The organism is Enterococcus faecium (assembly GCF_029023785.1).
Lineage (GTDB): Bacteria > Bacillota > Bacilli > Lactobacillales > Enterococcaceae > Enterococcus_B > Enterococcus_B faecium.
This window is the reverse complement of the sequence record NZ_CP118955.1, coordinates 219,104-231,864: the sequence shown is the minus strand read 5'-3', so window position 1 is coordinate 231,864 and position 12,761 is coordinate 219,104. Positions and strand designations below refer to the sequence as shown.

Below are 12,761 nucleotides of genomic sequence, written 5' to 3'. Positions count from 1 at the left end.
ATTCATCTAATCGTTTTTATCGACGTTTTGTTTACTAGGCGTTCCCGTACAATAAGAACGTGATCAGGCATAAGATCGCTCCGATGATCCAACCAGTTGGGATGGATTTCTTCATATATTCTCGAGAAGTTACTTTTGTATAACCTAATCCCCAAGCAACCCAAGATTGTGTAATATCTAAATGCTGAGGAGCAATCGTTGTGATTGCAAATAACGGGAACAAAAAGGCTGGCGACATCGTTGGATTAACAGCTAATACGACAGCTAAAATAGCTGAGCCTGAACCGACTAGATTCATTGGACCGCGGAAAAATCCTAGTGGTGTCAATATAGCAAATACGATTGCCAAGACTAATGGTGATTGCGGTATCCAATCTCCAAAAATAGCTGAAAAATAAGGAGAAGCATACGCAGCTGAATTATTGAACATCGCTAAGGTCATCAAGAAACCAACCATTGGTGCAACATCTACTGCGCCATCTGTAAATAATTTCGCAAACTGACGACAGATTTCTTTATAACCTCCGCGCAATTTTCCAGTAAACAGCAATGCCCAGATACCTGCTAGAATAAAACCTAAGATGATTGGAAGATCTAAAAGAACGACCCCTAAAACTGGTAATAATACGGCTAACCATGAGATCATTGGTGCGTCGCCACCTTCAGCTGGTACGTTTGCTGCCATTGCATAGCGTTTCTTTTTGTTCATTGATATATTAGCGACCGTTAGTACCACAACTAAGCTTACAATCATCCCAATCATACCAATTTGGAAATAGTCATTATAAGTATAGCTTTCAGCCGCTGGATTGAAACCAGCATAAATCGTTTGATATTGTTTGAAATTGACGATATTAGCAAAGATTCCAGCCATAATCGAGCCCATAAATGAGAACAGTGCAACCGGTACTGAAATACCTAATGACATCAAGATTGGCAACACAATAACTGCAATAGAAATCACTGGTCCGATTCCTGTCATCGACATGAATATAACAGCGGTTACAATACATAGTAAGCTCATCGTGATTCTTGGCTTGTCCCCTCCAAGTTCAACTACCTTTCGAATCAGGGTAGCTGCGATTCCGCTATCTACTAGAACACGCCCGAAAAAGGCACCAAAGAAGACATTTACCAAGATCGATTTGGCGTACTCAGCTGGCCCCGTCGTATAGATATGCGTCAACACATCAATTACTCCTTGCCCTTCCATCGCCGGGTTTGGTGAAAACGTGTTTCCGACTAGCGCTAATCCCATCCATACAGTAGCCATGATGGCAAAGCCGACCATCAAGTTGTAGCCTTTTACACAGTACCAGACCATGAAAAAGAATGAGATAACTAACAAAATACCAATAATAATATCACTCATGTTATTCCTCCGTCCATTTTGTTTTTCTGATAAGCAAACTAATATATCAGTCAAACTCATTCTAACTTATGTAGTTAGCGCTTTCATTAAAGGATGACCATAAATGTTCAGTTTTCAATTAAAAAACCTTAATTATGCTATTTTAGACTTATACGTTATTGTCCTGTTTCATTTGATGGAGGATTGTAAATAAAAAAAGAGGAAAGAACATAACTTTTCGTTATCTTCTTTCCTCTTTATAATTGTTTAGCTTATTTAGCCAAAGCTTCTTTTGCTTGGTCAGCCAATGCAGTAAATGCTGCTGCATCGTTAACAGCCAAGTCAGCTAACATTTTACGGTTGATGTCGATTTCAGCAACTTTCAAACCGTGCATTAATTTTGAGTAGCTCAAGCCATTCATACGAGCTGCTGCGTTGATACGAGCAATCCACAATTTACGGAAGTCGCGTTTCTTTTGACGACGATCGCGATATGCGTAGTTGTATGAATTCATTACTTGTTCTTTTGCTGTTTTAAATAAAGTGTGTTTTGAACCGTAGTAACCTTTTGCTAATTTTAGCACTCTTTTACGACGTTTACGAGTTACTGTTCCACCTTTAACACGTGCCATGTATAATTCCTCCTAATAAAAATAAATCTTCAGATTCTGTTATTTGTACTTCTTATTTCATTTTTGCTAGTTGTTGGCGAATACGTTTGAAGTCGCCACTAGAAACCATGCTTGCTTTACGCAATTGACGGCGTTGTTTTTTTGTTTTGCCGTGGAAACGGTGACTTGTAAACGCGCGGAAGCGTTTCAATCCGCCTTTACCAGTACGTTTGAAACGTTTTGCTGATCCGCGGTGTGTTTTTTGTTTTGGCATGACTATATTTCCTCCTCAAAATCTTTCGTTATCCGACTATCGGCTGTCCAACAGCCAGTTAGTCATTCAAATTACTTACTGTCGTTTTTCGGTGCCAGCGTCAAGAACATGCTGCGTCCGTCCATTTTCGCTTTTTGTTCCACTGTTGCAATATCCGCAGTTTCTTCAGCTAAGCGATTCAAGACTTTTTGACCAATTTCTTTATGGGTAATGGCACGGCCTTTGAAACGGATAGAAGCTTTCACTTTATCGCCCTTTTCCAAGAACTTACGTGCATTACGAAGTTTTGTATTGAAGTCATTCAAGTCGATCGTAGGACTTAAGCGAACTTCTTTTACATTGATCACTTTTTGTTTTTTACGCGCTTCGCGGTCTTTCTTTTGTTGTTCGAAACGGTATTTACCGTAGTCCATGATTCGCGCAACTGGTGGTTTCGCACCAGGGGCAACTAACACAAGATCCAAGTTTGCTTGTTCTGCAATATTCAATGCTTCTGCTTTTGTCTTAACTCCTAATTGCTCACCATCTGAACCGATCAATCGTAACTCTCGTGCACGAATGCCGTCGTTAACCATCATATCCTTTGCTATGGTCATTCACCTCCAAATATTATGAGAGAAAGAAAAGCTTACCGAATAAACGGCAATAAAAAAACGAGTTCTCTTACAGAACCCGCGCGTACTTCACCTAATAGAACCAGTGAAAACTATCTAGCCCAGTGACATTATCAACTAAGGCGAGAAGCGGGTGCTTCTGCTTTTATTTCTCAACCATCATAGTATAGCAAAAACTAATCTTTTTGTCAATGTTTTTCATACAGTTTGTCTTCCTTTTCTGAAAATGATTAGATTAGCAGACTTTCTAGCAGTGATTCCCGCTTCTTTGCTATACTAAAGAAAAACGAGGTGAACCCACATGAAAAAAATCGAACCTATTCCACCTTCTCTTCCTCTTCTTACAAAGGGAGAGTTTTATTTAGAAGATGAGGAGATCTTCTCTGGTCTTCTGATCAACGGGGGTGACCAAAGCTATCTCGATGCCAAAAATATGGTATTAAGAGAGAGTCATATCCAAAAACTTACGATGCAAAAAACAGTTTTACGTCATTTTGAATGCAGTAATGTCATTTTTGAAAAATGTGATTTTTCCAATCTGGAGTGGATTGGTGGCAGTTTCCACCAAGTCGTGTTTCATCAATGTAAATTAACAGGTACGAATTTTGCCGAAAGTTATCTTCGAGACTGTACTTTCACTGATTGTATTGCTTCGATGGCTTCCTTTAGTAGTACAAACTTGAAAGCTGTCTCCTTCGATCATTGTCAATTAGAAGACAGCGAATTTTATGAGGTCACTTGGAAAAACCTTTTTTTGTCTGACAATCAGTTGACCGGTTCGAACTGGTTTCGAACTTCTCTGAAGGGATTAGACTTTACGACTAATTTCTTCACAGCAATCGCTTTATCTCAAGATTCTTTGGCGGGACTAATCGTCAACCAAGAGCAAGCACTTGTGATCGCCCAAGCCCTTGGTTTGCAGATCAAAGACTAGATCAACGAATCCGCCGCCACAGTGCAATAAGCATCCAAATAGATAAGACCAAACTGATGATCAAGGCGATTCCCCATCCGAAAACGGAATGGGTAAAGGGTAACTGGAGATTCATTCCGAAGAATCCTGTCACAATAGTTGGAACGGTCAAGATCAGCGACCAGACCGTCAAAAATTTCATCGTGTCATTCAAGTTGTTATTCAGCAAATTATTATAAGTGCCAGAGAGCTGGTCTAAAATCTGCGAAGCTAAGTTCGTCATTTCAACTGCTTGTCGTGCTTCGATCAGCGCATCGTCCAACTCTTCTTTTTCCTTTTCTGACAACTTGCGATAAATAGCCAATGCCTTGATTTGTTCTAAAAGTACTACATTTTGTTTTGTTCCTGTAACTAAGTAAACCAAACCGATCTCTAAATCTGAAAGTTGCAGCAGATTCTTGTTCGTTGTTTTTTCTCTTAATTTCAGATTAAGCCGCTGACGTTCACTATTCACTTCCTCGATTAAAGGAAAAAAGGAATCAGAAATCAAAAACAATGTACGAAACAATAAACTGTATACACTCATGTCTGGCATTCGTTCCAAAAGCGATCGAATTAGTCGAATCACGTACTCGGTATTCGGCGTGGTAAATGTAAACAAACCGTCTTCTTTTAAAATAAAAGCGATAGGACTAGTTTCATAATGATTATCGACTTTTTGCTGGTGCGGAACATTTGATACAAGCAGTAACGCTTCATCAAAAGAATCGTACTCTACGCGCGCCCGTTCATTTTTATCTAGAGAATAAGTCAGCATCTCGTCACTAATGCCATATTCTTCTTTTAAGTTTTTAACAGCTAGCACATCGTTTTGCTGTACATTGATCCAAAAATTACGGTCTTGATTAAAATAGTGTTTTTCCCGCATACTCTATCCTCCTGACATTTGTTTCCAGTATAAAGAAAAAAGTCGCTCAAATAAAGGTTTACCCTTTATTTGAGCAACTGTAAATCAAATGGCTACTTTGGTTTGGCGAATCTCTGCTAATTTTTCTTCGATCATTTTCAAGACTTCTTCTTTTGCTTGAGGATCTTCCACAAAATTATAGCGGTCTCCATCGATTTGGATTTTTGGACTTTCTTTGTATTCTTCATACCATTGATCGTAACGTCTGTTCAATTCTTTGTAATAATCGTATAGACTTGGATCAAAGGACAATTGTTCATACGAACGACCACGTTTTTCGATACGCTCCAACATCGTATCAAAAGATACACGAATATGAACTAATAAATCCGGATGTTTTTTATGGGCAGCATAGGGAAGTTCTTCCATCATGTTTTCCAGCAGTTCATCATACACACGAACTTCTGTTTCTGTTGCTCTTCCTAGATCTGCATTTAGATGGAAAAGCAGTGAATCTTCATAAATCGAACGGTCCAATACATTATTGTCATCTTTCATTGCTTGTTTGATGCTTGCAAAACGTTTATTCAAAAAATAAATTTGCAGCAAAAAAGCATACTGTTCAGGGTTTGCATAAAATAAGGGCAAGACTTCATTATCATCAATCGATTCATAAAATGCCTGACTATCAAAGTGTTCAGCCATCATTTCTGTTAAACTTGATTTTCCGGCACCAATTGTACCTGCTAAAACGATCACGCTCATTTACCTCCAGCTCACTTCATCACTAAATATTGTGTTTAACTCCAACCTTTTTAAATATACCCCCAATATCTAGTAGTGTCAATTGTATTTTTTTCTAGTCAAAGAAGAAAAAAAGTCAAAAAATTCTTAAGAAAAAAGTGTTTTTTCTTTAGAAAACGTATTCTTAGTTTTACTTCTGAGATGGTTTTAGTAAAATAAAGGAGGAATGTTTTTTGAGACCCTTAGTGGACAAAAAAATTCGTGAAGCAGCGCAACTCGTTTTGGGCGCTTTATTTTTTGCTTAAAAATCACTTTTACGTGAGAAGGAGTTAGATTATGGCAAACTATGGCCAAGGAGAATCAAGCGGAAAGATCATATTGATGGGCGAGCACGCGGTTGTTTATGGAGAACCAGCGATTGCCTTTCCTTTCTATGCAACAAAAGTCACCGCATTCCTTGAAGAGCTGGATGCAATGGACGATCAACTGGTTTCTTCCTACTATTCAGGAAATTTAGCCGAAGCTCCTCATGCATTAAAAAATATCAAAAAATTATTCATTCACTTAAAAAAACAGCATGACATCCAAAAAAACTTGCAACTGACCATTGAAAGCACGATTCCTGCTGAACGTGGAATGGGATCAAGCGCTGCAGTCGCCACAGCAGTCACTCGTGCTTTTTATGATTACTTAGCATTTCCTTTGTCTCGTGAAATACTATTAGAAAATGTCCAGCTTTCGGAAAAAATCGCCCACGGTAATCCTAGTGGAATCGATGCAGCCGCTACTAGCAGCTTGCAGCCGATTTATTTTACAAAAGGGCATCCTTTCGACTACTTTTCTTTGAACATCGATGCTTTTTTGATTGTCGCTGATACAGGAATCAAAGGACAAACAAGAGAAGCCGTCAAAGATGTCGCTCACCTCTTTGAAACCCAGCCTCATGAAACTGGACAAATGATCCAAAAATTAGGATACTTGACGAAGCAAGCAAAACAAGCAATCATTGAAAATTCACCAGAAACGTTGGCACAGACAATGGATGAATCACAATCACTTCTGGAAAAGCTGACAATCAGCAATGATTTTCTTAATCTATTGATCCAAACAGCAAAAGATACCGGGGCATTGGGTGCCAAATTAACTGGCGGTGGACGCGGTGGCTGTATGATTGCATTAGCACAAACAAAAACAAAAGCCCAAGAAATCAGTCAAGCACTTGAAGATGCGGGTGCTGCTGAAACTTGGATACAAGGATTAGGAGTACATACCTATGTTTAAAGGCAAAGCACGCGCATATACCAACATTGCTCTAATCAAATATTGGGGTAAGAAAAATGAAGAACTCATCCTTCCAATGAACAACAGCCTTTCGTTAACATTGGATGCATTTTATACAGAGACAGAAGTCATCTTTTCTGATAGCTATATGGTAGATGAATTTTATCTAGATGGCACCTTGCAAGACGAAAAAGCAACAAAAAAAGTCAGTCAGTTTCTTGACCTTTTTCGTAAAGAAGCCGGCCTCTCACTAAAAGCTTCAGTAATCAGTCAGAATTTCGTTCCTACCGCAGCTGGATTAGCCTCCTCTGCCAGCGGGCTAGCTGCTTTAGCAGGCGCTTGCAATACTGCTCTTAAGCTTGGATTAGATGATCTCTCTCTTTCAAGATTTGCTCGACGCGGGTCTGGTTCAGCTTGCCGAAGTATTTTCGGTGGTTTCGTCGAATGGGAAAAAGGCCATGACGACTTAAGTTCTTACGCTAAGCCAGTCCCTTCCGATTCTTTCGAAGACGATTTAGCAATGGTTTTCGTTTTGATCAACGACCAGAAAAAAGAAGTGTCCAGCAGAAATGGGATGCGTCGGACAGTCGAAACATCCAGTTTTTATCAAGGCTGGTTAGATTCCGTTGAAGGGGATCTATATCAATTGAAACAAGCAATCAAAACAAAAGATTTCCAACTTCTCGGAGAAACGATGGAAAGAAACGGACTAAAAATGCATGGAACGACTTTAGCTGCCCAGCCTCCATTCACTTACTGGTCTCCTGACAGCTTAAAAGCGATGGATGCGGTGCGACAATTGAGAAAGCAAGGCATTCCATGCTACTTTACGATGGATGCTGGCCCTAATGTCAAAGTTTTAGTGGAAAACAGCCATTTATCTGAGGTACAAGAAACATTTACCAAATTATTTAGCAAAGAACAAGTAATTACTGCCCATGCCGGTCCAGGAATTGCGATTATTGAATAAAGGGAGATTTTTATGATTGAAGTATCTGCACCAGGCAAACTCTATATTGCCGGAGAATATGCAGTTGTTGAAACAGGCCATCCAGCAGTTATCGCTGCAGTCGATCAATTCGTGACAGTCACTGTAGAATCTGCACGAAAAGTCGGAAGTATCCAATCTGCACAATATAGTGGGATGCCTGTACGTTGGACAAGACGCAACGGAGAATTAGTTTTAGATATTCGGGAAAATCCTTTTCATTATATCCTTGCTGCTATTCGCTTGACTGAAAAGTATGCACAAGAAAAAAACATTCTTTTATCCTTTTATGATCTGAAAGTAACAAGTGAGTTAGACAGTTCAAATGGCCGGAAATATGGATTGGGTTCTAGCGGTGCCGTGACCGTTGCAACGGTCAAAGCCTTGAATGTTTTTTACGCGTTGAATTTATCTCAGTTGGAGATTTTCAAGATTGCAGCACTAGCCAATTTAGCAGTTCAAGATAATGGTTCCTGCGGCGACATCGCTGCTAGCTGTTATGGTGGCTGGATCGCTTTCTCAACCTTCGACCATCCTTGGCTCCAAGAACAAGAAACTCAGCATTCTATCAGTGAGTTACTTGCCCTGGATTGGCCAGGTCTATCCATTGAGCCATTGATTGCTCCTGAAGATTTACGTTTATTGATTGGTTGGACGGGTAGCCCTGCCTCTACTTCTGATTTGGTCGATCAAGTTCACCGTTCGAGAGAAGATAAAATGGTGGCTTATCAGCTTTTCTTAAAAAATAGTACAGAATGTGTCAACGAAATGATCAAAGGGTTTAAAGAAAATAATGTAACGTTGATCCAACAGATGATTCGAAAAAACCGACAATTACTGCATGATTTATCTGCAATCACTGGGGTCGTCATCGAAACGCCTGCTTTGAACAAATTGTGTAATTTAGCTGAACAGTATGAAGGAGCCGCAAAATCTTCTGGTGCAGGTGGGGGCGATTGCGGAATCGTAATTGTTGACCAGAAATCTGGCATTCTTCCTTTAATGAGTGCATGGGAAAAAGCAGAAATCACTCCACTGCCGTTACATGTCTATAGCGATCAAAGAAAGGAAAACCGATGAATCGAAAAGACGAACATGTTTCACTAGCTAAAGCCTTTCATGATAAACAAAAAAACGAATTTGACTTCGTACGGATCATCCATAACCCTTTGCCGCAAATAGCAGTTTCTGATGTCGATCTAAGTACACAGGCAGTTGGGTTTACACTAAGCAGCCCATTTTATATCAATGCGATGACTGGCGGAAGCGAAAAAACAAAAAAAATCAACCAAGATCTTGCAATCGTCGCAAGAGAAGCAGATTTGATGATTGCCACTGGTTCAGTCAGCGCTGCCTTGAAAGTCCCTTCTTTAGCCGATACTTATACGATTATGCGACAAGAATATCCTCACGGGAAAATCATTGCCAACATCGGTGCAGGGACTTCTGTCGAAAGAGCCAAAGAAGCTATCCGATTGTTTCACGCAGATGCCTTACAGATTCATTTGAATGCACCTCAAGAGTTGGTTATGCCTGAGGGAGACCGTGATTTTACCAATTGGAAAGTACTTATTCAAGAAACTCAAACAGCCATTGACGTCCCCCTCATCGTAAAAGAAGTCGGTTTTGGCATGACAAGAGAAACGCTCAATGATCTAGCTGCTTTAGGAGTTCATACAGTTGATATCAGCGGTCGAAGCGGAACAAGCTTCACCCAGATCGAAAACGCCCGTCGCTCCAAGCGGGAACTGAGTTATTTAGCTGACTGGGGGCAATCGACAGTCTCTTCATTGCTTGAAGCAAATGAAGCAGACACTTCTATGGAAATCCTAGCCTCCGGAGGTATCCGCAATGCCTATGACATATTTAAAGCCCTTTGTCTCGGCGCAAATGCCGTGGGTACTTCAGGAACCGTACTGACGCATCTGATGAATCACGGCGTAGAAGAAACTATTATACTGATGAAGCAATGGCAAGAAGAGCTTCGTCTGCTTTATACTATGGTTGGCGCAACGAATACCGCGGCCCTACACCAACAATCTCTGATCTTTTCCGGACCAGTGAAGGATTGGTGCGAAGCAAGAGGGATCGACTTAGTGAAGTATGGAAGACGCACAGAAAAGAGCGTGGGACAAAAGTAAAGAACACTTTTGTCTCACGCTCTAAACACGTACAAACGGCGGAAGTAAAAGCAACTCCTTCGGAAATAAGCTGAAATTCACAAAAATTTGAAAAGCAATTTTCGTGAATTCCTTCTTATTTCTTGGAGTTAAATGCTTCTGTCCCAGCCTCTTTTTTCGAATAAATGATGTTTAATCAGCTGTCCTTCGGTATTCGTTCAATCCGCTGATTTCACAACCTCTCCACTAAACAGTGTACTAAAGCTCTTTTAAGGTTGTTTTCCGATATAGGCAAGTATGCCTCCGTCCACATACAAGACATGGCCGTTAACGAAATCAGATGCGCTAGAAGCCAAGAAGACAGATGGTCCAGCCAAATCGATTGGCTCGCCCCAGCGTGCTGCTGGCGTACGTCCAACGATAAATTGATCGAATGGATGACGTTCACCGTTTTCTTGTGTTTCGCGTAATGGAGCAGTTTGCGGTGTAGCAATATAACCTGGTCCAATTCCATTACATTGGATATTGTATTGACCGTATTCAGAAGCGATGTTTTTCGTCAGCATTTTTAATCCGCCTTTTGCCGCAGCATAAGCACTGACCGTTTCGCGTCCTAATTCACTCATCATGGAGCAGATATTGATGATTTTACCGCCGCCTTTTTCGATCATATCCGGAATAACTGCTTTTGAAACGATGAATGGGGCATTTAAATCCACGTCGATTACTTGGCGGAAGTCTGCCGCATCCATTTCGATCATCGGTGTCCGTTTGATGATCCCTGCATTGTTGACTAGAATATCAACTGAACCTACATCTTCTTTGATCTGTTGAACCATCGCTTGAACCGCTTCTTCATCGGTCACATCGCAGACATAACCTTTTGCATCGATGCCTGCTTCTTTATAATGCGCTATACCTTCATCAACTGATTCTTGATTCAAGTTATTAAATACGATTTTTGCTCCTGCTGTAGCTAAAGAGCGTGCAATCTCAAATCCAATACCATAGACAGCACCGGTGACTAATGCTACTTTTCCATCTAAACGAAACATATCCATACTAAATTCCATCATTTTCTCTCCCTTATGCTTATTTTAATTGATCCATTTGCACCATATCCATGTCTGTATAGGTGATATTTTCTCCGCACATTGCCCAGATGAATGAGTAATTGCTTGTACCTACACCTGAATGGATCGACCAGCTTGGCGAAATAATGGCTTGTTCATTGTCTACAACTAAATGTTTTGTTTCATCTGGTTTGCCCATCATGTGGAACACACGTGTATCTTCATTGGCATAATCAAAGTAGACATAAGCTTCCATACGACGTTCATGTGTATGACAAGGCATCGTATTCCAAGCGCTTCCTGGTTCTAAAATCGTATAACCCATTTGTAATTGACAGCTTTCGCATACATTTGGATGGATGTATTGGTAGATTTTACGTTCATTCAGTGTCAGGCCTTCACCAGTCTCCATTGGTTTTACTTGGTCGATACTGATTTTTACATTTGGATATTTATGATGAGCTGGAACAGAACTAATATAGAATTTAGCTGGGTTTTCAGCATCTTGAGAAGAAAATACAACATGTCGTGTTTCTTTTCCGATATAGTATCCGTCTTGTTTTTTCATTTCTTCTTTTTGCCCATCGATCTCGATGAATCCTGGTCCACCGATATTGATCACACCTAGTTCACGACGCTCTAAGAAGTAATCAACACCTAGTTCTTTGTCTAATGTGATTTCTAATTCTTTTTCAGTAGGTGTCACTCCACCAAAGATCATTCGATCGTTGTGCGTATAAGTCAAACTGATTTTCCCTGGTTCAAATACCTTTTCTACTAAAAATTCTTTTCTCAATTGTTCCGTTGAATAATGACGGATATCTTCTGGACTGTGTGTATAACGTGTTTCCATTTCTTGCATTTTCTTCTACTCCTTCTATCGAATGATTTTTCCAGAGCCGCATGCTAAAAATTGTGCGACTTCTTCTTGACTAAATTGGTTGCAGTCCCCATGGATCGTATGCTTCAAGGCAGAAGCTGCCGTAGCAAAATCAATGATTTCTTGCGGAGACATATTGGATAAAATCCCATGGAGCACGCCACCTGCAAAAGCATCTCCGCCACCTACTCGATCCACGATTGGGGTGATTCTATGGACTTGGGATTCCACATATTCATGGTTCATCCACAATGTCCCCTTCAATTCATTTTCACTTGCTGAATGAACGGTACGCTTGGTCGAATAAAACACCTGAATATTCGGGAACTTTTCCTGCATTTTTTGATAATAATAAATTAGAGGTTGTTCTTCTGCTTCTGGCGCTTTCTCGATACCTAACAAATAAAGAGCATCCATTTTTCCAGCTGAGCAGATATCTACTAAAGGTAAAAGCTGATGGATTACTTCGCTGGCTTCTTGCTGTGTCCATAATTTTCCACGATAGTTGATATCGAAGCTGATCAGGCAGCCAGCTTTTTTTGCAGCTTCTATCACCTGTTTCGTCATTTTTTGCCATTTTTTAGACAAAGCTGGGGTGATTCCTGAAACATGAAATATATCTATTCCTTGGAATAACTCCTCTAGCGACCATTCCAAATGATCCATTTCAGCAAAACTTGATCCGGCACGATCATAGATCACTGAGGCGGCGCGTTCGCCACTACCAGTTTCCATATAATAAGTACCTAGTCTTGATCCACCAGATAATACCTGTTTCGTATCTACTCCATAACATTGCAAGTGCTTTTTGACTGCTTTTCCCAATGCGTTATCAGGTACTTTTGTAGCAAAAATCGCTTCATGTCCGTAATTAGCTAAAGAAATTGCTACGTTTGCTTCCCCTCCGCCATAATGGGCAGCGAATCGTTCACTTGAATCGATACGGGTTCCCTGCTCTGTGGACAATCGCAACATGATTTCTCCGAGTGTCACTACTTTTCCCAT

Annotated in this window: 14 protein-coding genes and 1 other annotated feature; of the genes, 5 read left to right on the top strand and 9 right to left on the bottom strand. The window is 40.4% G+C overall.

The genetic code is table 11. From position 1 onward, the window contains the following. Positions 1-34: 34 nt before the first annotated feature. The 4 genes from PYW34_RS01145 to infC all read right to left on the bottom strand — a co-directional run bounded on the left by PYW34_RS01145 (position 35) and on the right by infC (position 2,832). Positions 35-1,372 carry a hypothetical protein gene (locus PYW34_RS01145; protein WP_002289312.1) on the bottom strand — a complete coding sequence of 446 codons (1,338 nt, stop codon included), beginning with the start codon at positions 1,370-1,372 and terminating at the stop codon, positions 35-37. Positions 1,373-1,623: 251 nt separating this feature from the next. Next, positions 1,624-1,983, bottom strand: coding sequence for a 50S ribosomal protein L20 (gene rplT / locus PYW34_RS01140; RefSeq protein ID WP_002289310.1), 360 nt, complete (start codon positions 1,981-1,983; stop codon positions 1,624-1,626). A 52-nt stretch (positions 1,984-2,035) separates the two neighbouring features. Next, on the bottom strand, positions 2,036-2,236 hold the full coding sequence (gene rpmI / locus PYW34_RS01135; RefSeq protein ID WP_002289309.1) for a 50S ribosomal protein L35: 201 nt from the start codon (positions 2,234-2,236) through the stop codon (positions 2,036-2,038). Positions 2,237-2,307: 71 nt separating this feature from the next. Then, positions 2,308-2,832, bottom strand: a complete 525-nt coding sequence (gene infC / locus PYW34_RS01130; RefSeq protein ID WP_002293357.1) for a translation initiation factor IF-3 — start codon at positions 2,830-2,832, stop codon at positions 2,308-2,310. A gap of 43 nt (positions 2,833-2,875) precedes the next feature. Beyond that, positions 2,876-3,001 (bottom strand) — a sequence feature (ribosomal protein L20 leader region). 150 nt (positions 3,002-3,151) lie between these two features. Here infC and PYW34_RS01125 point away from each other — a divergent pair. Continuing rightward, entirely contained in the window at positions 3,152-3,784 is a 633-nt protein-coding gene (locus tag PYW34_RS01125) for a pentapeptide repeat-containing protein (RefSeq protein ID WP_002294161.1), read from the top strand. 1 nt (position 3,785) lies between these two features. On the opposite strand, the gene PYW34_RS01120 is transcribed toward PYW34_RS01125, so the two are convergent. Together PYW34_RS01120 and PYW34_RS01115 are read right to left on the bottom strand one after the other, a co-directional pair. Then, positions 3,786-4,691 (bottom strand): magnesium transporter CorA family protein, encoded by a 906-nt coding sequence (locus PYW34_RS01120; RefSeq protein WP_002294163.1) that lies wholly within the window; start codon positions 4,689-4,691, stop codon positions 3,786-3,788. An 84-nt stretch (positions 4,692-4,775) separates the two neighbouring features. Further along, positions 4,776-5,435 carry a deoxynucleoside kinase gene (locus tag PYW34_RS01115; RefSeq protein ID WP_002294164.1) on the bottom strand — a complete coding sequence of 220 codons (660 nt, stop codon included), beginning with the start codon at positions 5,433-5,435 and terminating at the stop codon, positions 4,776-4,778. A gap of 315 nt (positions 5,436-5,750) precedes the next feature. Between PYW34_RS01115 and mvk the strand changes: the two genes are divergently transcribed. Genes mvk through fni form a run of 4 tightly spaced genes read left to right on the top strand, consistent with a single transcriptional unit; the run spans position 5,751 to position 9,824 of the window. Continuing rightward, positions 5,751-6,695, top strand: coding sequence for a mevalonate kinase (gene mvk, locus PYW34_RS01110; RefSeq protein WP_002288231.1), 945 nt, complete (start codon positions 5,751-5,753; stop codon positions 6,693-6,695). Next, positions 6,688-7,665 (top strand): diphosphomevalonate decarboxylase, encoded by a 978-nt coding sequence (gene mvaD / locus PYW34_RS01105; RefSeq protein WP_002288232.1) that lies wholly within the window; start codon positions 6,688-6,690, stop codon positions 7,663-7,665. Before mvk ends, mvaD begins: the two co-directional genes overlap by 8 nt. 12 nt (positions 7,666-7,677) lie before the next feature. After that, complete coding sequence (locus PYW34_RS01100; RefSeq protein WP_002288233.1) at positions 7,678-8,763, top strand: phosphomevalonate kinase; 1,086 nt, start codon at positions 7,678-7,680, stop codon at positions 8,761-8,763. After that, positions 8,760-9,824 (top strand): type 2 isopentenyl-diphosphate Delta-isomerase, encoded by a 1,065-nt coding sequence (gene fni / locus PYW34_RS01095; protein WP_002288234.1) that lies wholly within the window; start codon positions 8,760-8,762, stop codon positions 9,822-9,824. Before PYW34_RS01100 ends, fni begins: the two co-directional genes overlap by 4 nt. 248 nt (positions 9,825-10,072) lie before the next feature. Here the strand turns inward: fni and PYW34_RS01090 are convergent, their stop codons facing one another. The 3 genes from PYW34_RS01090 to PYW34_RS01080 are packed head-to-tail and all read right to left on the bottom strand — an operon-like array spanning position 10,073 to position 12,761. Further along, the gene (locus PYW34_RS01090; RefSeq protein WP_002294167.1) at positions 10,073-10,876 is read right to left on the bottom strand and encodes a gluconate 5-dehydrogenase; all 804 of its coding nucleotides are present in this window, start codon (positions 10,874-10,876) and stop codon (positions 10,073-10,075) included. Positions 10,877-10,895: 19 nt separating this feature from the next. Then, entirely contained in the window at positions 10,896-11,738 is an 843-nt protein-coding gene (gene kduI, locus PYW34_RS01085) for a 5-dehydro-4-deoxy-D-glucuronate isomerase (RefSeq protein WP_002288239.1), read from the bottom strand. A 15-nt stretch (positions 11,739-11,753) separates the two neighbouring features. Then, entirely contained in the window at positions 11,754-12,761 is a 1,008-nt protein-coding gene (locus PYW34_RS01080) for a sugar kinase (protein ID WP_002288240.1), read from the bottom strand.